The following is a 22784-nucleotide window of genomic DNA, read 5'->3' as shown; positions in this document are numbered from 1 at the left end:
CGGACACGGAAACTCTCGATCAACTCCCCTTTCACTCAGGTAAGTTCAGGCGCGATCGGTTGTTCGAAGAGAGGAACGCTGCCTTGCGAACGCCCTACCGTCGTCTGACGACCGTCCTTGGGCTAGCCGCGGCCTCCGCGTCGGCGCTCGTCCTGGGTACTGCCCCGGCACAGGCCGCCGGCTACGTCTACAACGCCTACAACGCCCTCTCCTCGCCGAGCGCGAAGACCGAGTTTGCCCAGGACGGCGAGATCCTCTACGCCCTCGACATCAAGAGTGACGGCCACGGCGTTGTCGCCCAGTGGCGCTACAACTCAAGCTCCGCCGTCCACTCGTACTACCACGGCGGCGGCTTCGGGACCGTCGGGAAGTGGGACCTGTCCTTCGCGGAGGGCACCACCCTGCAGATCCGCGCCTGCCTGCAGGACACGTCCAACGGCACCCCGTACAGCTGCGGCGGCTGGGAGTACGCCAAGGCCTGACCGTCAGAAGACGGCGAAGGGGCGGGCCCTCGGGCCCGCCCCTTTCGTGTTCGCAGGTCAGTGCTCGCCCTGCGCCAGCTTCAGCAGATGGTCGGCCGGCGCCTGTCCGCCGGACGCATTGCGGCCGGCATCGTGTGTCTTCTCCTACAGCTGGCGGACGACGGCACGGCGGCCCCGGCTGACCTCGATCAGGCTGTCGGTCTTCCGCTGGGTGAAGGCGAGGTGTGCGGTGCCGACGGAGACTCCGTGGCCTGGGCCACCGGTTTCTCAAGAGGCGGCCCGGCCGTGAGTGACCGCTGCCGTTGATGTCAGATATGGATGTCAAAGACCTCGGACCATGATCGGTCCGGGGTCTTTGCGCTGGTGCCTCCGGCAGGATTCGAACCTGTGACACCCGCTTGAGGAGTTTTCCTTGGGTAGGGCTTTGACCTGCGGGAACGTCGGGGTTGGGCTGCTTGGCTTGCGAAAACATTCCTCCGCAGTTCTCACGTGTTCACGGGGTTTCCCGGCCTCATGTGTGCTGCATCCGTTCTTGCGAGGGCTGCCCGCGAGACGGCTACCCGCCTGCCCTGTGCCGCAGATGCGAAAAGCCCTGCCATTTGTGTCGCGGTCTGACTCGCGCCGATCTGGGTCACGGTTGTCGGCGGCTCGTGTGCCCGTTGGAACGAGACCCTGAAGTCATCCCTTCCTAGCGTCGTTGCCGCAGCTGCTGGACGACTGGCACAACGGCCAGACAGAGCAACGCAGTCCCTCCGAACGCCGCACCTGCCGAGAGGACGGCATCGGCGGCCGGGCTGCCGTCGAGCGCCTTGAGGAAGCCAACGCACGCCGCGACGAGGGCGGAGAACAGCACCATGACCAGCAGCCAGGGAATCCAGGCACTGTTCGCGGGCTCGGAGGACTTACAGTGCGCAACAAGGTGCAGCAAGGATCCAGGGGTGTCGGGGTGCCATCGCAGCCCCGCGATGATGGGCCAGTGGAGGTTTCCGGGTGGTTCCGTCCTCTCCTAGTGCTTGAAGAGGGTTTCGGGATTAGCCGGATCAGCATCACCATGGACGCCTACACCCACGTAGTCCAGGACACCCAGCGCGAAGCCAAGAGTGCGACACCCGCTTTAGGAGTTCGACAGGCGTCGGACCGGCCGCAGAGTCCTGCGGTGGCGCAGTCCATGCCCAGACATGCAGGTGCGCTGGCGTCCAGTGCCGTTGATGTGACTCGTGGATGTCGGCCCGGCCAGCACTTCTTGTGTATCTTGCTCTTCCTGGCCCTGGCTTCCTTCTCCTTGCGCTGGGCCACGCCGTACGCCGACCACGCCCCTGATGCGCTGGGCAGAGGGTGGTGCCTGACACCACCTGACTCCGACACCACCTGACTCCGACACCAACCAACTGTCTTGTCAGCCGCGATCACAGTCTCTTGGCCCGTGGTGTGAGGGCGGTGCAACTGAATCTCCCACGCGGCCTAACAGGTCGGAAACCGGCCGCTACGGCGGCCGGACTAGCTTCGTGACTATGAGGGTGTGGACGCCAGTACGGTCGGCGCTCGGCAGGTTAGACGCAATCGACAAGGGCGGTTCAGGCAAGGGCAGTTCAGTGGGCCGCTCCTGGCGCCGCCGCAGTGGCCGAACGTCATCCGGCCATCGGCAGATGCCTGGCTGGCGCAGCATCAGAGGCCGTGTGGCGGTGGTCATCACGGTCCCGATCTTCTTGCTGTTGGCGGTGGCCGGTCTCGCCGTGCACGGCCGGGCCGAGGCCTTCGGCGACGCCCGGACGACCCGTTCCGAGGTTGGCCTCAGCCTGCGAATCCAGGCCCTGGTGCACCAGCTGCAACGCGAACGTGGCCTGACTAACGGTCTGCTGGCAGGTGAGAAGGAGTTCCGCCCACCGCTCGCCGCTACTCGCAAGCGCGTGGACATGGCGCTGCGCGGAATGCGCCGTGAGAGCGCCGTCGAGGATGTCATCCAGGGGCACTTGCGGCGCCTTGCCGACATCCGGGCCGGTGCCGACAGGGGCAGCGCCGACGCGGATATCGCAGACCGGGCCGCGACCCTGGCCTTCTACACCACCGCCATCGACGCCCTCAACGCCGTCGACCCGGTGGCGGGGACCGCGACCGGCGCCGACCGTCAACTGCGCGACGGACTGGGGGCGTTGCGGGAACTGGCCGCGGCCAAGGAGTCAGTCGCTCTCGAACGCGGCTTCCTCAATGGCGTGTTCGCCGAAGGCGGCTTTCACGGCCGCGAGTACCTCACTTTCACCGAGGTACGTGCCACGCGTGTCGCCGCCCTCGCCCGTTTCCGGCAGGTCGCCACCGCACCCCAGCGCGCGGCCCTGAAGAAGGCTTTCGGTACCGCGGACGCCGAACGCGCCACCGTCTACGAGAAACGGGCGGAAGCCGCCGCTGGCGGCTCCGCGCTGCACGCCGACGCCGGCGCCTGGTGGGATGCGATGACCGTACTCGTCGACGATCTGTACGCCGTCCAGCAGTCGGTCGGTGACGACGCAAGGGACCGGGCCGACCGGCTCAGCCACGACGCCGAGATCGGCCTCGCCGCCTATCTCGTCGCGGGAGCACTCATGGCCGCCCTCGTCGGGGGCCTCGCCGCTTTTGCCTCCCGTTCCCTCACGCGCCCGCTCGGCGCGCTCGCCGAGGCCGCCCACGACGTGGCGCGGAACCGACTGCCCGCAACCGTCGCCCGTATCCAGCGGTCCCCGCAGGACCATGCCGAGCTCCTCCCGCCGGCGGACGCGCCGGACAACCCCGATGCACGTCTGCTGGGCGGGGCGGCGGAGATCGCCGAGGTCGCGGCGTCCCTGCAGCAGGTGGAACTCACCGCCCTGCGCCTGGCCGCCCAGCAGGCCGGCCTGCGCCGTAACACCACCGAATCGCTCGCCAATCTCGGCCGTCGCAACCAGAACCTCGTTCGTCGTCAGCTCAGCCTCATCACCCGCCTCGAACGGCAGGAACTCGACCCGGACGCCCTCGCCGAGCTCTTCGAGCTCGACCACCTCGCCACTCGTATGCGGCGCAACGCCGAAAGCCTTCTGGTCCTGGCCGGGCAGAATCCGCCGCGGCCCACGGCAGCACCTGCCGACGGCCTGGAAATCGTCCAGTCCGCCGTTGCCGAGGTGGAGCAGTACCGGCGGGTCCTGATCGCGACCGTGGAGCCGGTGCGGGTGCGCGGGCACGCCGTCGCCGATGTCGCCCACCTCCTTGCCGAACTCATCGAGAACGGGCTGACTTTCTCGCCACCGGTCGAACCGGTCGAGGTACACGGCTGGTACGACACCGAGGACGACACATACTGCTTCGCTGTCGTCGACCACGGCGTCGGCATGTCCGAAGCCGACAAGGAACGTGCCAACGCCCGCCTCTCCGACGCTGGCGAGGAGGCCCTGCTTGCCGCGCCTACCCGGTTCCTCGGCCATCTCGTCGTCGGCCGACTCGCCCACCGCCTCGGTGAAGGCGCCCAAGTCCACCTCTTCGACACCACTGGCGGTGGCTTGTCCGCACTCCTTGTCCTTCCCGGGCGCCTGCTCGCCCCCGTGGAGGTCCCCTTCACCTCACCCCCGCCCATCAGGCCCGCTGTCTCCTCCCTGCTCAACGGCTTTAGAGCAGGTGTCGCCCGAGCCGAGGCTCAAAGCACACAAGGAGCGTCATCGTGACCACCGCCGTCCAGAATTTCGGCTGGCTCATCTCGGAGTTCGTACGCACCGCAGACGGCGTCACCGATGCTGTCGCCGTCTCCTCCGACGGCTTACTCATGGCCGCTTCGGACAGCCTCGGCCGAGATCGCGCCGATCACCTCGCCGCCGTCGTCTCCGGCATCACCAGCCTCGCCCAGAACGCGGCGACGGTACACGGCTTCCGCGGCATGAAGCTCGTCATGATCGAAATGCTCGGCGGCTTCCTCATGGTCGGTCGCATTCGCGACGGCAGCTGCCTCGGCGTCCTCGCCGCCGAGGGGTGCGACGTCGGCCTGGTCGGCTATGAAATGGCCGTCCTCGCCGACCGCGCCGGCGAACTGCTCACTCCGCAACTGGTACGCGAACTCCACTCCGCGCCCCTGGCCGCGGGATAGTTGCGCCGTGCTTCGGCTACCTGCGTCTCAGGATCAGGCATCCGCGAAAGATCTCCGTCGTCCGCGCGCACCGCATGTGCGCTACGAGCGCTGGGGCCCTCCCGTCCGACAGACGGAAGGGCCTCTGACCAGGTGTTTCTCTGTGCCCCCGGCAGGATTCGAACCTGCGACACCCGCTTTAGGAGTGGGATCGAATCCTTGCCGGGTGGTGCCTGGCGCTGCCGCGCGATGCTGTTTCCCCTGGTCAGAACCGCACGGCGAGCCACTTGATCCGGCTCATGCCGCCCTGTATCGGACCGGTCCGCTCACGCATCGCTCACGCGCTGCCGGTTGCTGAGCAGCGCGTGGGTCAGATCTGGCCGAGGTCGATCTCCACCGGGAAGGGGGCCGCTACCTTGAGGACGCCGGTGAACACGTCTCCGTCCCGGTAGGTCTTCGTCGCGGGGTCGAGAACGGAGGTGTACACGAGAGGAACGCCTGTCGCGGCCTGCTCGATCCGCCAGTAGAAGCCGATGCCTGCCTTGGCGTACTGGTCGACCTTCACGATCCGGTCGGTGGTTTCCGAGCCTGGCGACACCACCTCCGCGACCAGCAGCACGTGCTCAGGGCGGGTGGGGGTGATGTCGATTGTGTCTGCGCGGTACACGACGACGTCTGGGCGGCGATTGGTGAGTGGGACGTCCTGAAGCCGGACGTCGAAGTCCGTGTCGGCGTTCCACTCCGGGCCCGCGGCGGCATCCAGGACGTTCGCCAGAATCCGGGCCAGCCGGTTGTGCCGCTTGGACGCACTCGGACTCACGACGACCATCCCGTCCACGATCTCGATACCGGCGCACTGCTCCTCGGACCAGGACTCGTACTCCTCGGCAGTGATCTGCTCATGCATCCACGCCGGGGCTACCATCTCGGCCGTCATGAAGCACCTCCCGGACACTGTGTTGCGGGCCCGATCCCGCTGGATTCAGCGTACTGTCTGCCACCCGTCCGGCACGCTGATCTCGGTCATGCCCGCTCCCCGTCGGCCGGCATCCGACCAGCGAGTCCCCGACAGTCCCGGCTGGCATCACCCTCGACATCAGCGCGTTCGTGACGGACCTCGTCGTGGCAGACCCCCGACTACGACCCTGACGCGCTGGTGTGCCGCAAGGACGGCGCTCCGCAGCCGCTCGACGTCGCCGCACTCCAGGGGCGCGTGGATCAAACCTGGATCCTGTGGCACTCCTCCGGCAACAACCGCACGGAGGTGCTGCGACTCCTGCCAGCGCTCATCCGGGACGCCGAGACGGGCGTCCGCTCCCTCGATGGGGCCGAGCGCCGTGCCGCACTGGTCGCCACCTCCGACATCTACCGCCTCACCGGACAGGCCACCGCCTACATCGCGCCCGCCGAGCTCGCATGGGTGGTCGCCGACCGGGCACTGTCCGCCGCGCAGGACGCCGACCAGCCGGCCGCCATAGCCGCCGCAGCGTGGAACATGGGCAACATCCTCCGCGAGACGTCTTACCCCGAAGAGGCGCTGCAGGTCGTGACCGAGGCGGCCGACCTGATCCGCCCGCACCTCGAGGAAGCGCCCGACGACTGGCGCGGCGTGTACGGCGCGCTGCAGCTGCACGCTGCGGTGACGGCCGCGCGAGACGGACGGTCGGGGGACGCGTGGCGGTACTGGGGCGCCGGCGACCAGGTCGCCAAGTCCCTGCCCGCCAGCTACGTACACCCGTCGACCGTGTTCGGCAGGGCCAACGTGGACTTCCACGCCGTGTCGGTAGCCACCGATCTACGCACGTCCCGCAAGGCACTGACCCTCGCCGACGACATCGACCCGGACGCCATGCCCTCAGTCGAGCGGCGCGCCCGCCTCTGGGTCGAGGTAGCCCGCGGGCACCTGCAGCGCGGCGACCACACGGCGGCCCTGCATGTGATGCAGCTCGCCCACCAGATCGGCGCCGAGACAGTCGAGTTCACCCCGTCCGCCCTCACTGCCGTCACTGACTTGTGGCAAGGGGCGCCGCGCGCGCTCCGTCCCGAGGCCGCCCGCCTGGCCGAGAAGGTCGGCCTGCGCGAAGTGGGCTAGAGGGACAGTCTGGGTAACGGGGACACTCTGTCCCCGTTACCCGCCGGTATCTCCCCTACCGTGACTGTCCGTCAACGGCCGCTCACCACACGGGAGATCAGATGGCCGCCACGCCCTGGCACGCCTCGCCTCGCCCCAATGCCGCACCCACCGGCGACACGAACACCGGCGAGATCCGCGTGCCCCTGGAACTCTGGTCCGTGGACCGCTCGCAGGGGAACGCGGACCTCGTGCTGTCCCGCGTCGAGGCGGAGCACCTGTACGCGCACCTGTCGTACCTGCTCCGCCAGGACAAGGTGGCCCACGTCGGCTCTGCCCGCGTCTCCGGGATCGTGTGATGACTGCCCGCTCCGTCATCAAGCTCGCCGACTGGATCCTCGGCATCGACCGAACCCCCGGCGCGCCCGGCCCAATCTTCGAGCTCGCATGCACGACGTGCGACGAGGCATCGGGCGCGAGCGACGGCAAGACGGACCCGGAGCTGTGGGCCATGGCGCACACAGGCCGGCACACAGACCACCGGTCGTTCCGGTCGGCGACGACGGCGTTCTTCCGCACTGCGCCCGCTCCCGGTAACCCGCTGTACCGCGAGCACTAAGACCCCGCCCCGGCCGATGACTCCCGGCCAGGAAACCCGGCCGGGGCGGGCTGCAAGGACAGAACACATCCCACCGGAGAGGACACCACTCATGGGCACACTCAGCAATGGTCGCGAGACGGTCGCGTTCGAGAACCCGCACGCCCCCGGGCTGGACTGGCGCAAGGCGAGCCGGAGCGACCTCCACCCGATCGTGAAGGACTGCGTGATTCTGGCCGCGGCGCCGGACGCCAGCGACCACCCGCACTTCAGCATCCCGGACGGCACCCGCATGGTGGCGATCTCGGACGACAAGGACCCGACCAGCCCCGTGCTGTACTTCAGCCGCGCCGAACTGAGGAAGTTCCTCGAGGGCGCGAAGGACGGCGAGTTCGACGACCTCATGGCCACCGACGCGGAGATGGAGCAGGCCGCCGCCCTCACGGCCGTCTGATCATGAACGCGGACCAGGTAGCTCAGGCACACCGGAGCATCCAGCAGTTCCGCGGCACCGCATGCCGGGAGTGCCGGAGTCAACAGACAGTCCCGCTGCTCTGTCAGGGCGTGGTCATCGTCTCCTGCGAGAACTGCGGAGGCGCCACCCCGATGTGCCGTCTCAGGACACCGGTCACCGTCTAGCCCCCACTGACCCCCGCCTCGGCCGATGCATCCGGCCAGGAAACCCCGACCGGGGCGGGTCCGATCCCCACCTATCAGAGGAGATCACCATGACCGTACATTCGACCCCGCCGGTTCCGGCCCCTCCGGGCACCCCAACCCCAGTGTCGACACGGGCGTTACTGTCCGACGCCGAGTTCAACGCGGTGCTCGGCACGATCCTCAGCAACAACCCCGGCATGCAGATCGAGATGGGCGGCCGGATCATCACGCAGGCCCTCGCGTTCGTGGCGACCGCCGCGTCCCAGTCTGGCCGGGCGATGACGCCGAGCCGCGTGGTCGACGAGGGATGGCACACGCTGATCCTGCACACCGGCCTGTACGCCCGGCTGTGCGCCCGGTTCGGGAACTTCGTGCACCACGTCCCCGAGCAGCCTGACCCCGGCCGGTACGACCCGGCAATTCTCGAGCGGACGACCGCGCTGATCGAGGCTGCCGGGTACGAGGTGGACCGGGATCTGTGGCGCGGCCCCACGGACACTCTTGTATCCGTGGCCGCGGACTGCCAGCACTCGGACGACAGCGGGACAATCGTCATCACCCCAAGGCCCAAGCCCAAGGCGTTCTAGGCTTCCGCCATGGCGAAGGAATGGATTGACCCGCGGTACGCGTACTTGGTCGCAGCGTGGAAGCGCGTGCAGGAGCCGGCCTCGCGTGCCCCCGAGCCACGGCCACGGCGCGCGTTCATCGTCCCGCCCAGGGCCTGAGCTCATCAGCTGCCCGGTCGTCCGCTCCCCCCGTGGCGGATGGCCGGGGCTTCTCTCTGCCCAGAAACTTCGGCTGCGTAGCGACGGACGGGGCAGCCTCCCCCGTAGAGCAGGAGAGGGGTTCCTACCGCACGAGATCTGAGAGAGGTACACCGATGGCGTCAGCAAGGAGGATGAGCAGGCTGAGTGGTGGGTCGCTGATCGCGTACTCGATGCGGTTGATCGTTTTGCGATCCGCGTTGGCGAGTTCACCCAGCTTCTCTTGCGTGAGGCCGGCGGCTTCTCTTGCGGCTCGTATGCGGGCGCCGATTGCCCGGCGGTGGGTGAGGACCCTGTCGGGCTGGGGATCGGCTGGCACTCGCCAACGGTCTTTTGATCATGGCGGAGTGCCTGTACCTGGTCAGGTACATTGGGCGACTCTTGTCGCTATGCAAGTTTCTGAGCTGCTGCTTTCTATAGAAAGCAGCCCTCGCAGCGGCCAACGGGTGTCCACGTGTCCACCCGTTCGCGCCGTCAGACGCCAAGCTTCGGCCAAGGCGTCCCGCCTCGCCCCCGTTTGGGGGTGGGGCGGTCTACCTTGTAGGCGAGAAGGCCCCCACCGGCAATCACGGACGCTGTTGGTAAATCCGGGGCCTGCGTGACGACGGCCTGTACGACCCCGTTGGGGTGGTACAGGCCGTCGTTGTGTTTCTGGGGTGGGTTCGTGTCGTTGCATGGGGTGGAGTTGGCGGAGATTCCGGAGGAGACCGCGCGGGTGGCGCGTGCGGTGTTCCCGAAGGGCTGTCTGGCGATGCGGATGCGGGATGTGCTCGGGCCAGTCTTCGCTGATGCCCAGTTCGAGGGGTTGTTCCCGGTGCGGGGGCGTCCGGCGGTGTCGCCGGCCCGGCTGGCGCTGGTGTCGGTGTTGCAGTTCGCGGAGGGGCTGACCGACCGGCAGGCCGCGCACGCGGTCCGCTCGCGTCTGGACTGGAAGTACGCCCTGTCTCTGGAGCTCGCCGATACCGGGTTCGACTTCTCCGTGCTCAGCGAGTTCCGGGCCCGGCTGGCCGAGTCGGATGCGGACCGGGTGGTGTTCGACGCGGTGCTTCGGGCCGGTGGGGAGGCCGGGCTGGTCAAGGCGGGCAAGCGGCAGCGTACGGACGCCACCCATGTGCTGGCCGTGACCAGGGACCTGAGCCGGCTGGAGTTCGTGGTCGAGACGCTGCGAGCGGTGCTGAACCAGGTTGCTGAGGTGGCCGGGGAATGGCTGGTGACGGTGGCGGCGCCGGAGTGGTTCGACCGCTACTCGGCCCGGCCGGAGGACAGCCGTTTCCCGTCCCGATGGGCGGCACGTGTCGAGCACGGAGACCAGTGCGGGGCCGATGGCATGGTGCTGCTTAAGGCTGTCTGGTCGGTGTCGGCGCCGCCCAGCCTGCGGGCCCTCCCGGCCGTGGAGTTGCTGCGCCAGACCTGGGTGCAGCAGTTTTACCAGGCCGACGACGCCGTGCGCTGGCGGGAGCCGAAGAACACCCCGCCGGGCCTGATCCGCTTACGCACCCCGCACGAACCCGGGGCAAGGACCGGATCCAAGCGGGATCTGGGCTGGTCCGGCTACAAGGTCCACCTCAGCGAGACCTGCGAGCCCGACGCACCGCACCTGATCACCCACATCCACACCACCCCGGCACCGGTCAGTGACATCGCTGTCCTGGAGGACATCCACACCGCGCTGGCCGAGCGTGAGCTCTTGCCGGACGAGCACCTGGTGGACGCCGGATACGTGGACGCCGAGCAGATCCACCACGCTCGCCGCGACCACGGCATTGACCTCGTCGGCCCTGTCGGGAAGGTGACCAACCGGAAACAGGCGGCCGGGGACTTCTTCGACAACACTCGCTTCACCATCGACTGGGACCAGCACACGGTCACCTGTCCCGGAGGTAAACAGAGCACTGTCTGGCGAGCGACCACCAGCCACCGGGGCACCCCCGTGACCCGGGTCAAGTTCCCGGCCAGAGAGTGCGGCCCCTGCGAGCTGAGGACGTCGTGCACCGACTCGCCCAAGGGACGCGCACTCACCTTCCGCCCCCAGGCCGAGCACGAGATCCTCCAACAGGCCCGGATCGAACAGGACACCGCGCTATGGCGACGACGCTACGGGCACCGTGCTGGGGTCGAGGGCACCATCTCCCAAGGCGTCCAGGCGTTCGGCCTGCGCAGATCCCGCTACCGCGGCCTCGCCAAAACCCGGCTGCAACACCACTTCACCGGAGCCGCCATCAACCTCGCCCGCCTCGACGCCTGGCTCACCGGCAGACCCCTCGCCCGCACCCGTATCTCACCCTTCGCAGCACTCCGCCCCGCTGGATGAGATCCAGCGGGGCGGAATTAACCAACAGCGTCCGGAAACCGGCGGGGGCCTTCGCCTATGACACAGGCCTCCCCGCCTGACGTCACAGGTCATGGACGGCACGTGTCAGGCGTGTGTGGGGAGACACTCCTGCCCCGTCCATGGGTCGCACTCTACTGGCATGCACACGGGATTCAACCCCCCTATCGGGTGACCGAAAGCGCATGATCATCGGGGGGTGTGGCATCCATGTGGCATCCGGCCACGAGGAAGGCCCCCCGTTCGAATAAACGGGGGGCCCGCCAACTCCCTGACCTGCTGCGCAGGTTGTGCCCCCGGCAGGATTCGAACCTGCGACACCCGCTTTAGGAGAGCGGTGCTCTATCCCCTGAGCTACGAAGGCGCGAAGGCGGGGATCTGTCGGAAAGCGTGTCTGAAACCGCCTGCCGACAGGGTGGGGCTTGACCGGTGAGGGCTGGGCCACCGCCGACAGTGTAGCGGGTCCTCTTGATCGGTAACGAGGGCTGACTGTTGCGCGCTCGCGGAGCGGAGCGGGACCAGAGGTGCGGGCCCGGCGCCGAGGATCAGAGAGCGAGGGGTCGTTCGATCACGCTCTGGTCAGTGGGTTGCTGAGCCGCGCGAAGGCGATGGAGAGCAGCAGGGCCGCATCGGCACCACAGGCGGGGACTCGCTTGTGGGGGTGGCTCTGGTCGAAACGGGAGCGCTGGGAATCCCTGTCCTGGCGGAAGCCCTTGAGCCGTCGGCCGACGGGTGTGCCGGGCGGGACCTACCGGAGGTGCTCGTCCGGTTGATTGGTGGTCATACGCCGACGGGTCTGCTCAATCGGCGGCCTGCTTGCACACTCTGCCGGGCGAGCCCGGCCACGTTCCGCGCCGACGGGCTCACCGCCCCCACCTGGACGGCGGGGGAGCGGCATCCCCGCCGCAGCAGTGCCCGCTGGGGTCCGGAAAGCTGTAGCCGACGGAACCGGAGGTGGGTGTTCCGTCCCGCCGGTCGTCTGACTGGGGGCCTTGACGGGGTGTGGTCAAGATCGTCGCGTAACCTGCTATGTGACCACTTCAGCTGTTGGGGAACGGCTGGCACGTCTTTCCGGGGGGTTCACATCAGCATGCCCATTCGTCGTACGTCCGTCGGGACGGCGCTCGCCGTTCTGTTCGGTTCGGTTTCGCTTCTCGGTGCGGGGGCGGCCCCCGCCGCCGCGGACAGCAGCACCAACCTGTACGTATCTCCGAGCTCTGCCCAGGACATCGTGGTGGACGGTGTCCACCGCCGCGTTTTCGTCAGCAGCCCGACCGGGGCCAAAATCATCGCCGCCGACTACAACGGCAAGGTCGTGGGCGGGATCACCGATATCCCGGGCGCCAGCGGGATGGCGCTCTCCGCGGACTCGGCCACGCTCTACGTGGCACTGCGGGACGCGGCCGCGATCGCCGCGATCGACACCGCCACACTCAAGGTGACCGCCCGGTACGAGACCGGTGCGGGAACGGCCCCGGAGAACGTGGCTCTGGCGGGCGGCAAGCTCTGGTTCGGCTACGAAAAGCCTGGGGGCGGGGGCGACATCGGTGCGCTGGACCTGGCCGGTGCCAAGCCGTCCGTCGCTCTGAACCAGGCGGCAGAGGCAGCCGGCATGTGGAAGACCGCACCGGAACTGGCCTCGACCCCCGCTGTCCCGGGGCTGCTGGTCGCGGGGGCCAAGGTCGGGACGTCGCAGCGGAAACCGGCCGTGCTGGCGGTCTACGACGTCGCCTCCGGCGCTGCGCGGCACAAGGCCCAGCGCAGCGACATACTCCTGGGCGCCGGGATGGAGGACTTCGAGGTCGCGCCGGACGGCCGCAACGTGGTGGTGGCAGACCCTCTCGGCGGCTTCCACCGGACGTTTTCGACCTCGGACCTGAGCTTTACCGCCGGCTACCCCGCCAGTGCCTACTCGAACGCGATCGACATCGCCCCGGACGGGTCCGTCGCAGCCGGCGGCCAACTCATGACCTCTTCAGGGGGTTCGGACTGGCAGGGCTCGCGTGTCGATGTCTTCCGGCCCGGAACCGACAAGGCGGTCCGTGCCTTCGACTTCCCGTGGGGCGACGGCCAGGCGTCCGATCTGTCGGAAGACGGGCTGGCCTGGGCGCCGGACAGCAGTCGCCTGTTCGCCCTCACGAGCGACCCCCTCGGCGGCTTCCTGACGCTGCGGGTCCTGAACGACCCGGCCAAGCCCGTCAAGGCCACCACCAAGATCAATGTCAGCGTCCCCCGGGATGCCGCCCGGGGCAAGGAACTGGCCGTCACCGGGGACGTCCTGTCGGCGCTGCCGTTCACCGGACCCGGGACCGTCGAGGTGACGCGGACCGACATCGCCGCACCGCAGGGCGTGTCGCTCGGCAGCCATCCCCTCTCGGACAGCGGCACCTTCTACTTCACCGACACCCCGTCGGCCGGCGGCAAGGTGACGTACACCGTCCGGTACAAGGGTGACGCGGAGCATGTCCGGAGCACCGGGAGTGCCTCCGTCGAGGTGTCCCGTACCAAGACGTCGCTTGCACTGAACGGGGACGGCAAGGCCTACGCGTACGGCACGAAGGCCACCTTCACCGCACACCTGGGCAAGACCTGGAAGAACCGCACGGTCTCGGTCTACGCGCAGCCGACAGGCGGCGTGCAGAAGCTCGTCAAGACCGGCACGGTCAACGGCAAGGGCGACCTCTCGGTGACCTACCCGCTGACGAAGAACACCACGTTCACCGCGTCCTACGCGGGTGACGCGCGCTCGGCACCGGCGAAGGACGCCAGCAAGGTCACCACACGAGCACGCACCCGCTGACGCGGACAACAGCACGAACACACGGCACGGCCGGTCCGCACGGACCGGCCGTGCCGTGCGTGCAACGCTGTCGAGCCCGCCGGCCACCCGGGCCGCCGAGGCAACCTCGTCCTGGCGAAGGGCACAAGCCCTTCTCGTTCCCCATGGCGGCCGGGAGCCCGTCGGCCGGGTGCTGCTGGAGGCGATGCTGCTGGCCGGGCGGGAGCCCCTCGGACACGACCGGCGCGACGGCGAGCTCGACGAGGCGATGCGCGCGTGCCCCGGTCAGCGCGCCCACGGCACCCCCGAGAAGCGCAGCCGCGCGCTGGACGCCTGTCTGCGCCACGCCTGCATGCGCCGCACGAGCTCGGGCGGCTTCCTGTCGGGTTTCGCGCGGTCTAGCGTGGAAGCATGCGCGAGGACGTGGTGACGCTGTTCCTCTGCGGCGACGTGATGCTCGGCCGCGGTGTCGATCAGATCCTCCCCCACCCCGGTGACCCGGCCCTGTCGGAGCAGTACATCGGGGACGCCCGGTCCTATGTCGAGTTGGCGGAGGCGGTGAACGGGCCCGTCCCGCGTCCGGTCGCGTACTCCTGGCCCTGGGGGGACGCCCTGCAAATGCTCGACGAGGCCGCGGTCGATGTCCGGGTGGTGAATCTGGAGACGAGTGTGACGCGAAGCGACGACTTCGCGGCGGGCAAGGAGGTGCACTACCGGATGAATCCCGCCAACCTTCCCTGCCTGGCCGCGGCCGGGCCCGATGTCTGTGCCCTGGCCAACAACCATGTGCTGGACTTCGGCCGCCGGGGCCTGGCGGAGACGCTCGACTCGCTGGCCGGTGCGGGCCTGCGGGCGGTGGGTGCGGGGCGGGACGCGGATCAGGCGCGGCGGCCGGCTGTCGTCGACGTCCGCGGCGGCGCGCGGGTTCTGGTCTTCTCCTTCGGGATGCCGTCCAGTGGCATTCCGCAGAGCTGGGCCGCGAGCGAGGACGGGTCAGGTGTCGATCTCGTCCCGGAGCCGTCCGACGCCGCGGCTGCCGGGATCGTTCGTCGCGTACGGCAGGTGAAGCGACCGGGCGACATCGCCGTCGCCTCCGTCCACTGGGGATCCAACTGGGGGTACGGCATCCCACGAGGCCAGGTCCGCTTCGCGCACGCGCTCATCGACGGGGGCGTCGATGTGGTGCACGGGCACTCGTCGCACCATCCCCGCCCCCTGGAGATGTACCGCGGGAAGCTCATCCTCTACGGCTGCGGCGACCTCATCGACGACTACGAAGGCATCACCGGCTACGAGCAGTACCGCGACGACCTGCGGCTGCTGTACTTCGTCTCGGTGGACCCGGGCACCGGCAGGGCGGCCGACGTGCGGATGGCGCCCCTCCAGTCCTGGCGGATGCGGCTGCGGCACGCCGTGGGTGAGGACCGCGAGTGGCTACGGGCGATACTCGACCGGGTCAGCCGCAATTTCGGCGTACGCATCGGCCACGCGCCCGACGGCATGCTCGTGATCGACGAGTTCGACGGGTACGACGAATTCGACGAGTTCGAGGGCTTCAAGGGGTTCGACGAGGGCTCGGTGGGTGCTCCGTAAATCTTGACGGCGTGGGGAGCGCGGCATAGCGTCGCCGCGTACTGAGCGAGCGCTTAGGGGCGCTGGGAGGGGGCGATCGTGCCGCACACCGATGCGTCCGCACGAGCCGAAGCCGCACTGCGCGCACCCGGGGCTCCGTTCGCCGTGGTGCGTGGTGAGGACGGCGGGCTGCTGTACGCGGACGGGCCGCGCACGCTGCGCGAGTTCGTCGAGGCCACCTGGGCGTTCGGGGACCGGGCGTTCCTTGTTGCCGAGAGCGGAACGTACACCTATCGCGAGTTCTTCGCCGCCGCCTCAGCCCTCGCGCGGCGGTTCGTCGAGGAGTACGGGCTGCGGCCCGGCGACCGGGCCGTCGTCGCGATGCGCAATCACCCGGAGTGGCAGATCGCCTTCTGGGCCGCCCAGTTGGCGGGTCTTGTCGCCGTGCCGCTCAATGCCTGGTGGACCGAGGACGAGTTCGCGTACGCCCTCGACGACTGCTCGCCGCGGGTGCTGCTCGTGGACGGAGAGCGGCTGCCGCGCGTCGAGGCCTGGCGGCAGCGGGCCGGTGTCCGGGCTGTCCGGGCCGTCGTCTTTCATCATGCGGGCGAGATCGGCGACGGGGTCGAGCGGTACGAGGACTTCGAGGCACCGGACCCGTACGCCGCGCCGCCCGCCGTCGAGGTCCGTGCCGAGGACGACGCCACCATCATCTATACGTCCGGGACCACCGGGCGGCCCAAGGGCGCGGTCGCCACGCAGCTGGCGCAAGCCGGGGCCGCGCTCAATCCGCGGTTCTACGCCGCGGCCGCGGCGCTCGCGCGCGGGGTGATGCCGGGGCAGGGGCCCGCGCCCGTGGTCCTGATGACGTTCCCGTTCTTCCATGTGGCCGCGTTCACCACGCTGTACTCGACGATGGCGGCCGGCGGGACGCTCGTACTGATGCGGAAGTGGGACGCCGACCAGGCCCTTGCGCTCATCGAGCGGCACCGCGTCACGCACTACTCCGGCGTGCCGGCCACCGCGCTGCAGCTGCTCGACGCCGCCGAGCGTGCGGATGCGGATGCGGACACGCATGCGGACAAGGGTGCGGGCAAGGGGGCCGGGGCAGGTACGGGGCTGGAGACACTCAGCCATTTCAATACGGGCGGAGCCGCCGCTCCGCCCGATCTCGTGGGGCGGCTCACGGCCCGCTACGGCCACCGGATCGAGCCGCGCAACGGCTATGGGCTCACCGAGACCAGCGGGGGAGTGCTGGCGAACTACGGCGACGGATACCGGCAGAACCCCGGGAGCGTGGGGCGCCCGACGCCCGCCACCGAGGTGCGCATCGCCGGGCCGGACGGCCGTGAGCTGCCCGAGGGCGAGGTCGGGGAGCTGTGGCTGCGCGGGCAGGCGCTCGTCCGCGGGTACTGGCGCGACGAGGCCGCGACCGCCGCCGCGTTTCACGGCGGCTGGTTCAGGACCGGCGACCTCGCGGTCGTGTGCGAGGGGCGGGTCAGCGTCGTCGACCGGCTCAAGGACATGGTCGTCCGCGGCGGCGAGAACGTGTACTGCGTGGAGGTGGAGGCGGTCCTCCACGACCACCCGGACATCGCGGACGCCGCGGTGCTGGGCGTCCCGCACCCTGTGCTGGGGGAGGAAGTCGCGGCCGTGGTGCAGCTGCGACCCGGGGCGACGGTCACCGTGGACGAGCTGCGCGCCCATGCCGGCCGGACGCTCGCCGCCTTCAAGGTGCCGGTGCACGTGCTGCTGCGGGACGAGCCGATGCCCCGCAATCCCACCGGGAAGATCCTCAAAAGGGAGCTGCGGGGGCCCGTTCAGGCGCAGGTGGCCCAGACGCAGGTGTCCGGGGCGTAGCCGTCCCAGGCCGCAGCGGTCCCGGGCGCAGCTGTTCCAGGCCGTAGCGGTCCCGGGCGCAGCTGTCCCAGGGGTACATGCCGTAAGAAGCAGGTGCTCAGGAACGGGTGACGCGCACCCGGTAGCCGCCGCCCTCGTCCTCGCGGATCACCGCGATACGTATGCCGTTCTCCCGGTCGGTGAAGGACTCGCCAGGCCCGTACGGGGCATCGGAGAGTTCCGCGTGCACATTGGGCCGCCGGGTGCAGCCACCGCTGTCCTGGTCGCTGTCCGAGACCGTCACCGGTCCCTGCCCGGTGTCCACGTCCGACTGCACGCGGTAGATCAGTACGCCCGGCTCGCACACGGCGTCGTCGTTGCCCGCCCGGGTCCGTACCTCCACCGCGTAGCCCGATTCCTGGCTCAGCGGCACGATCGCCATCTTGGAACCGCCCGGGGTGGCCAGCGGAGTCAGTGCGTACTCGGTGATGCCGGGCACGGACGCGCAGCCGACCTGGTTGTTGTCCAGCCAGCCCAGCTTCCATTTGTGCCAGCCCAGCAGGTCGTTGTTGGCCCCCCAGTCCTCGGACATGATGTCCCAGTGGCCGACCGAGCCGCCGCCCTCGGTGGTGTAGAGGTCGGGCAGGCCGAAGACATGGCCGTTCTCATGGGGCAGGACGCGGAAGCCCGTCTCGGCGTACGACCCCGAGCCGTCGTCCTGGCGGCTGTAGACGAAGGACGCGTTCGCGAGCGGCACGCCGTCCGCGAGGGGAGCCTCGCCGTTGCCGGAGAAGGTCACCGACAACACGGTGTCCAGTGCGGAGGGCCCGGCATTGGGCGTGACCAGGATGTTCACCAGGTCGTAGGTGCTGAAGTCCACCTTCGGGTCGGCGGCGGTCACGATGTCCTGGACCAGCCGGCGGTAGCCCGGTTCATAGGGTGACCCGCGCTCTATCCCGTACGCCGCGAACGGCATCGGCATCCGCAGCCAGTCGGTGATCGGCGCGTGTGGGTGGTAGCTGAGGCGTCCGTACGAACTCGTCCTGAACCAGTCGGAGGTCTGCGGGAAGAACTCGGCGAGCCGGTCGAGCGCTCGTCCCGGGCCGGCCGCGTCCGGGAAGTCGATCATCAGATTGAGGGCGCGGACCTCGCCTATGGAGGGCGTGTAGCCGGGCGGGGTGGGCATGCCCTCCGACATCTGGACCCCGACGGTGGAGGCGATACGGCACGGGCCGAGCCCCGATTCCTTGGTCGTGGCCACCGGCCCCGCGGAGGCCCGGGTAGGGGCGGGGAGTGTGGCGCTCGCCGTCGTGAGCGCGGCGAACGCGAGGGCTGCGAGTGCGGCAAGTCCGGTGATACGGCGGGGGCTGTGTGAGCTGCCGGGTCTGCGTATCCGGGGGCGGGTCTGCTGCATGCGTTCGCCTTCGGGTCCGCGGCAGCAGGCCGGACCCTGGCTGCGCTCAGTGCGATCAGCCTGTGACGGGTCGTGGCGGGGCGCGCGCCGGGTGGGCCGATCGTGGGAATTTCCGCGAGGGAGGCGTGAGCCGGGTTGCGGGCGCGGGTGTGCAGTGCGGGTGCGGGTTCCGGCGTGACCCCAGGCCCCGTTCCGGTGTCCCCGGCCCCCGTTTCGGTGTCTCCGGCCCCCGTTTCGCGTGACCCCGACCCCTCCTTCCGTACGTGACTCAGGTCACCACGCGTACGGGAAATAACCGGGGACCACTTCCCCGTTTACACCCGTGTCCCCGCGAAACGGGGAAGTGATCCCCGCTTGCACAGCGAGAGATCCTCGCTTGCACACCGAGAGGAAGTGGAGCCGTGAGCCCCGCAGCCGACACCGAAGCACGCCGCGCCCCGCGGCCGCGGGCCGACGCCCTGCGGAACCGGGAGCGGATTGTGACGGCCGCGCGCGAGATGTTCGTCGAGTTCGGGCCCGAGGTCCCGCTCGATGAGATCGCCCGCCGCGCCGGCGTCGGCAACGCCACGCTCTACCGCCACTTCGCCGACCGCGGCATTCTCATCCACGAGGTCGTCCTCTCCGTCCTGGCCCGGACGACGGAGCAGGCGTTGGAGGCCGCCGCCGAGGAGGCGGACGCCTTCGCGGCCCTGCGTCGTTTCACCCATGCCGCCGCCGACGAACGGATCGGCGCCCTGTGCCCGCTGCTCTCCGGCGCCTTCGAGCACGACCACCCCGACCTGACCGCCGAGCGCGAGCGCCTCGAAGAGGCCGTCGAAAGCCTCTTCGCGCGCGCCCATGAGGCAGGCAGTCTCCGCGCCGACGTGGGCGTCGGGGATCTGCTCGTCGCTCTGTCCCAGCTCACCCGGCCGCTGCCGGGCAGCATGTGCCTGCACAACGACCGGTTCGTACACCGCCATCTGCAGCTGTTGCTGGATGGCCTCCAATCGCCCGGGCGCTCCGAACTGCCGGGTACTGCCGCGACCTTGGGGGACCTGCGGAGCACCTCCTGAAGCAAAGGCCCAGCCCTGACGCGGCTTCGGCACAGTCATAACGCAGAGATCTCAGGTTGGTCAGAGACCTCAGCTTCCTTACATACCTCTCTTTTTGATCGTTTCGCATACTTAGGTGGCTTCCTGCATGTCCAAAACAGCCGACATCGCTCTCCCTGACCCCAGTCGGTGGAAAGCTCTGGTCTTCATAGCCCTGGCCCAGCTGATGGTGGTACTCGACGCGACGATCGTGAACATCGCGCTCCCCACCGCCCAGCAGGACCTGGGTATCTCCGACGCCAACCGCCAGTGGGTCATCACCGCCTACGCCCTCGCCTTCGGTGGGCTGCTGCTCTTCGGCGGCCGGATCGCCGACCTGTGGGGACGTAAGCGCACCTTCGTCGTCGGTCTCCTCGGCTTCGCCGCGGCCTCCGCGCTCGGTGGCGCGGCCACCGGCGAGGCGATGATGCTCGGCTCCCGAGCCCTGCAGGGTGCCTTCGGTGCGCTGCTCGCGCCCGCCGCGCTCTCCCTGCTCGCCGTGATGTTCACCGACGCCAAGGAGCGTGCCAAGGCCTTCGGGATCTACGGCGCGATCGCCGGCGGCGGTGGCGCGGTCGGCCTGATCCTGGGCGGCTTCCTCACCGAGTACCTCAACTGGCGCTGGACCTTCTTCGTCAACATCCCCTTCGCGATCGTCGCCGCCGTCGGTGCGTACTTCGTGATCCGTGAGCCGGCCGAGGGGCGCAACCGTTCGCCGCTCGACATCCCCGGTGTCGTCCTGTCCACCCTGGGCCTGGTGGCACTCGTCTACGGCTTCACCCGCGCCGAGTCCGCCGGCTGGTCCGACAGCCTGACCATCGGCATGTTCGTCGCCTCTGCGGTGCTGCTCGCCGCATTCGTCATCACAGAAGCGAAGGTCAAGTCCCCGCTGCTGCCCCTGCGCGTCCTGACCGAGCGCAACCGCGGCGGTGTCTACCTCTCGCTGGGCCTTGCCATCATCGCGATGTTCGGGCTCTTCCTCTTCCTGACCTTCTACCTCCAGGTCGTCAAGGGGTACTCGCCGGTCAAGACGGGCTTCGCCTTCCTGCCGATGATCGCGGGCATGATCGTGGGCTCGACGCAGATCGGCGCCCGGCTGATGACCCGCGTCGCGCCGCGGCTGCTGATGGGCCCCGGCTTCGTCGTCGCCGCCGTCGGCATGCTGCTGCTGACGCAGCTGGAGATCGGCACCTCGTACGCGGGCGTCATCCTGCCGGCGCAGCTGCTGCTGGGTCTGGGCATGGGTACGGCGTTCATGCCGGCGATGTCGCTGTCCACGCACGGCATCGAGCCGCGCGACGCCGGTGTCGCCTCCGCGATGGTCAATACGTCGCAGCAGGTGGGCGGCGCGATCGGTACGGCGCTGCTGAACACGATCGCGGCCTCCGCCACGACCTCGTACATCGCCTCGCATGCCGCGGGAGCCTCCGACCCCAAGCTGCTGGAGCTCCAGGGCATGGTGCACGGCTTCTCGTCCGCGATCTGGTGGGCGGTCGGGATTCTGGTGGTCTCCGCCGGGATCGCCTTCACGCTGATCAACACCGGGCGCCCGGGGGCTGGTTCGCCCGTCGCGGGCTCGGGCGAGGGTGTCGAGGACGAGATCAAGATCCCCGTCATCGCGCACTGAGCGGATGCCGGCTCCGACCAGCAGGCAGCAGGCAGTGGGAAGTGAGAGGGCCCCGTCCGGGTGGTGAAACCCGGGTGGGGCCCTTCATGTGTCCGCGGCTCACCTCAGCCAGGGCAGGTCCGCTCCCGATTCCTGCGGCTGGAGCCCCTCCGCCATGACGCGCATGATCTCGCCGAGCTGCTCGACCTGCTCGGGCGTGAGCCGGTCGAACATCGCCTGGCGCACCGCCTCGACATGGCCGGGGGCGGCCCGTTGGAGGACCTTGAAGCCCTCGTCCGTCAGTACGGCGTTCTGCCCGCGCTTGTCGGACGGGCATTCCTCTCGGCGTACCCAGCCGCTCTTCTCCAGCCGGGCTATCGCGTGCGAGAGACGGGACCTGGTGATCTTGGCATCGATGGCGAGCTCGGTCATCCGTCTCCGGCGGCGCGGGGCCTGGGAGAGCTGGACGAGCAGGCCGTAGTAGACGTGCGGCATACCGGCGTCGCGCTGCAGCTGGCGGTCGAGATGGTCCTCGAAGAGGGTGGTGGCGTGGAGATATGCGCGCCAGACGCGCTGTTCGTCCTCGGTGAGCCAGCGCGGCGGGGCGGCGCCGTCGCCGTTGGATGCCGTGTTCATGTATCCCACTCTACGACCCGTCCTTGAAAGTTGAACTATATGGAGTTAGGGTCGATGGCATAGCTTGAAAGTTCAAGGAAAAGCCGTGAAGGCTGAAGATCGAAGAAGACGGGAGTCGTCATGAATGCCACCCCCGCGGCGGAGCGCATGCCCGCCCTCTATCTCTCCCACGGTGCCCCGCCGCTCGCCGATGACCCCGTCTGGCCCGGTCAGCTCGCCGCCTGGTCCGCGGACCTGCCGCGCCCCGAGGCGATCCTGATGGTCTCCGCCCACTGGGAGGAGGCCCCGCTCGCGCTCGGCGCGACCGAGGCGGCGCCGCTGATCTATGACTTCTGGGGCTTCCCCGAGCATTACTATCGCGTGCGCTACGGCGCTCCAGGGGCGCCCGAACTCGCCGATTCCGTACGGAAACTGCTCCGCCGGGCCGGAACGCCCGTGCAGGACATCCCGGACCGCGGCCTCGACCACGGCGCGTACGTCCCGTTGGTCGAGATGTTCCCGGCCGCCGACATTCCCGTACTCCAGATCTCCATGCCCACGCTCGACCCGCAGAAGCTGATGGAGATCGGGCGCAGGCTCGCGCCGCTGCGGGACGCCGGAGTGCTGATCGTGGGAAGCGGCTTCTTCACCCACAATCTGGCGGCCCTGCGGCACGCGGGGACTCCCGGCTGGTCGGCGGAGTTCGATGACTGGGGGCGGCGGGCGCTCGCGGCGGCCGATGTGGACGCGCTGCTCGACTTCGAGAACAAGGCCCCGGCCGGCCGGCTGGCCCATCCGCGGACCGAGCACTTCGCGCCGCTGTTCGTGACCCTGGGAGCGTCTCAGGGGGAGCTCGAGAGCGGGCGGAGCGTGATCGACGGCTTCTGGATGGGCCTGGCGAAGCGGTCCGTGCAGTTCGGCTGAA

General features: G+C 69.2%; 21 protein-coding genes, 1 tRNA gene and 1 pseudogene. 17 read left to right on the top strand and 6 right to left on the bottom strand.

All coding sequences use genetic code 11. The annotated features are described in order from the left end of the window. Positions 1-83: 83 nt before the first annotated feature. Positions 84-482, top strand: a complete 399-nt coding sequence (locus tag OG883_RS28635) for a hypothetical protein (RefSeq protein WP_266546578.1) — start codon at positions 84-86, stop codon at positions 480-482. A 688-nt stretch (positions 483-1170) separates the two neighbouring features. On the opposite strand, the gene OG883_RS28630 is transcribed toward OG883_RS28635, so the two are convergent. Continuing rightward, on the bottom strand, positions 1171-1410 hold the full coding sequence (locus tag OG883_RS28630; RefSeq protein ID WP_266546575.1) for a hypothetical protein: 240 nt from the start codon (positions 1408-1410) through the stop codon (positions 1171-1173). Between the two features lie 72 nt (positions 1411-1482). On the opposite strand from OG883_RS28630, the pseudogene OG883_RS28625 reads away from it, so the two are divergent. From OG883_RS28625 to OG883_RS28615, 3 genes and pseudogenes are all read left to right on the top strand, one after another. After that, positions 1483-1584: pseudogene (locus OG883_RS28625) on the top strand (oxidoreductase); the annotation flags it as partial. A 574-nt stretch (positions 1585-2158) separates the two neighbouring features. Further along, entirely contained in the window at positions 2159-4147 is a 1989-nt protein-coding gene (locus OG883_RS28620; protein ID WP_266546572.1) for a nitrate- and nitrite sensing domain-containing protein, read from the top strand. Further along, entirely contained in the window at positions 4144-4563 is a 420-nt protein-coding gene (locus tag OG883_RS28615) for a roadblock/LC7 domain-containing protein (protein WP_266546569.1), read from the top strand. The genes OG883_RS28620 and OG883_RS28615 overlap by 4 nt, the downstream gene beginning before the upstream one ends. Positions 4564-4912: 349 nt before the next feature. Here the strand turns inward: OG883_RS28615 and OG883_RS28610 are convergent, their stop codons facing one another. After that, positions 4913-5479, bottom strand: a complete 567-nt coding sequence (locus tag OG883_RS28610; RefSeq protein ID WP_266546566.1) for a Uma2 family endonuclease — start codon at positions 5477-5479, stop codon at positions 4913-4915. 219 nt (positions 5480-5698) lie between these two features. Between OG883_RS28610 and OG883_RS28605 the strand changes: the two genes are divergently transcribed. The 5 genes from OG883_RS28605 to OG883_RS28585 all read left to right on the top strand — a co-directional run bounded on the left by OG883_RS28605 (position 5699) and on the right by OG883_RS28585 (position 8458). Next, a complete protein-coding gene (locus OG883_RS28605; RefSeq protein WP_266546563.1) occupies positions 5699-6634 on the top strand; it encodes an XRE family transcriptional regulator in 936 nt (311 codons plus the stop codon). A gap of 101 nt (positions 6635-6735) precedes the next feature. Continuing rightward, entirely contained in the window at positions 6736-6972 is a 237-nt protein-coding gene (locus tag OG883_RS28600; protein ID WP_266546562.1) for a hypothetical protein, read from the top strand. Next, entirely contained in the window at positions 6972-7232 is a 261-nt protein-coding gene (locus tag OG883_RS28595; protein WP_266546559.1) for a hypothetical protein, read from the top strand. Before OG883_RS28600 ends, OG883_RS28595 begins: the two co-directional genes overlap by 1 nt. Before the next feature lie 91 nt (positions 7233-7323). Further along, a complete protein-coding gene (locus OG883_RS28590; RefSeq protein ID WP_266546557.1) occupies positions 7324-7665 on the top strand; it encodes a DUF397 domain-containing protein in 342 nt (113 codons plus the stop codon). Between the two features lie 274 nt (positions 7666-7939). Beyond that, the gene (locus OG883_RS28585) at positions 7940-8458 is read left to right on the top strand and encodes a hypothetical protein (protein ID WP_266546554.1); all 519 of its coding nucleotides are present in this window, start codon (positions 7940-7942) and stop codon (positions 8456-8458) included. Between the two features lie 262 nt (positions 8459-8720). Here the strand turns inward: OG883_RS28585 and OG883_RS28580 are convergent, their stop codons facing one another. Continuing rightward, complete coding sequence (locus OG883_RS28580) at positions 8721-8954, bottom strand: helix-turn-helix transcriptional regulator (protein ID WP_266546551.1); 234 nt, start codon at positions 8952-8954, stop codon at positions 8721-8723. A 345-nt stretch (positions 8955-9299) separates the two neighbouring features. Here OG883_RS28580 and OG883_RS28575 point away from each other — a divergent pair, with 345 nt between their 5' ends. Then, positions 9300-10946 (top strand): IS1182 family transposase, encoded by a 1647-nt coding sequence (locus OG883_RS28575; RefSeq protein ID WP_266542386.1) that lies wholly within the window; start codon positions 9300-9302, stop codon positions 10944-10946. A 309-nt stretch (positions 10947-11255) separates the two neighbouring features. On the opposite strand, the gene OG883_RS28570 is transcribed toward OG883_RS28575, so the two are convergent. Then, positions 11256-11328 (bottom strand) — tRNA-Arg (locus OG883_RS28570). Between the two features lie 726 nt (positions 11329-12054). Here OG883_RS28570 and OG883_RS28565 point away from each other — a divergent pair. The 4 genes from OG883_RS28565 to OG883_RS28550 all read left to right on the top strand — a co-directional run bounded on the left by OG883_RS28565 (position 12055) and on the right by OG883_RS28550 (position 17175). Beyond that, positions 12055-13764: an Ig-like domain repeat protein gene (locus OG883_RS28565; protein ID WP_266546548.1), complete on the top strand. Its 1710-nt coding sequence runs from the start codon at positions 12055-12057 to the stop codon at positions 13762-13764. Between the two features lie 55 nt (positions 13765-13819). Further along, positions 13820-14173, top strand: coding sequence for a hypothetical protein (locus OG883_RS28560; protein ID WP_266549703.1), 354 nt, complete (start codon positions 13820-13822; stop codon positions 14171-14173). Continuing rightward, complete coding sequence (locus OG883_RS28555; RefSeq protein WP_266546545.1) at positions 14155-15336, top strand: CapA family protein; 1182 nt, start codon at positions 14155-14157, stop codon at positions 15334-15336. Before OG883_RS28560 ends, OG883_RS28555 begins: the two co-directional genes overlap by 19 nt. A gap of 78 nt (positions 15337-15414) precedes the next feature. Next, positions 15415-17175, top strand: a complete 1761-nt coding sequence (locus OG883_RS28550; RefSeq protein ID WP_266546542.1) for a class I adenylate-forming enzyme family protein — start codon at positions 15415-15417, stop codon at positions 17173-17175. Positions 17176-17272: 97 nt separating this feature from the next. Here the strand turns inward: OG883_RS28550 and OG883_RS28545 are convergent, their stop codons facing one another. Further along, positions 17273-18568, bottom strand: a complete 1296-nt coding sequence (locus tag OG883_RS28545) for a M6 family metalloprotease domain-containing protein (RefSeq protein ID WP_266546539.1) — start codon at positions 18566-18568, stop codon at positions 17273-17275. Positions 18569-18969: 401 nt separating this feature from the next. Between OG883_RS28545 and OG883_RS28540 the strand changes: the two genes are divergently transcribed. Both OG883_RS28540 and OG883_RS28535 read left to right on the top strand, forming a co-directional pair. Beyond that, positions 18970-19620, top strand: a complete 651-nt coding sequence (locus OG883_RS28540; protein ID WP_266546536.1) for a TetR/AcrR family transcriptional regulator — start codon at positions 18970-18972, stop codon at positions 19618-19620. 127 nt (positions 19621-19747) lie between these two features. Then, the gene (locus OG883_RS28535) at positions 19748-21265 is read left to right on the top strand and encodes an MFS transporter (protein WP_266546533.1); all 1518 of its coding nucleotides are present in this window, start codon (positions 19748-19750) and stop codon (positions 21263-21265) included. 99 nt (positions 21266-21364) lie between these two features. On the opposite strand, the gene OG883_RS28530 is transcribed toward OG883_RS28535, so the two are convergent. Further along, positions 21365-21880: a MarR family winged helix-turn-helix transcriptional regulator gene (locus OG883_RS28530; RefSeq protein ID WP_266546530.1), complete on the bottom strand. Its 516-nt coding sequence runs from the start codon at positions 21878-21880 to the stop codon at positions 21365-21367. Between the two features lie 120 nt (positions 21881-22000). Here OG883_RS28530 and OG883_RS28525 point away from each other — a divergent pair, with 120 nt between their 5' ends. Next, positions 22001-22783 carry a dioxygenase gene (locus tag OG883_RS28525; protein ID WP_266546527.1) on the top strand — a complete coding sequence of 261 codons (783 nt, stop codon included), beginning with the start codon at positions 22001-22003 and terminating at the stop codon, positions 22781-22783. Position 22784 lies beyond the last annotated feature (1 nt).

Origin of the sequence: Streptomyces sp. NBC_01142 (assembly GCF_026341125.1) — a bacterium.
In the GTDB taxonomy this organism is placed as follows: domain Bacteria; phylum Actinomycetota; class Actinomycetes; order Streptomycetales; family Streptomycetaceae; genus Streptomyces.
Note: the sequence above shows the minus strand (reverse complement) of the source record. Positions and strands in the feature narration are given on the sequence as shown.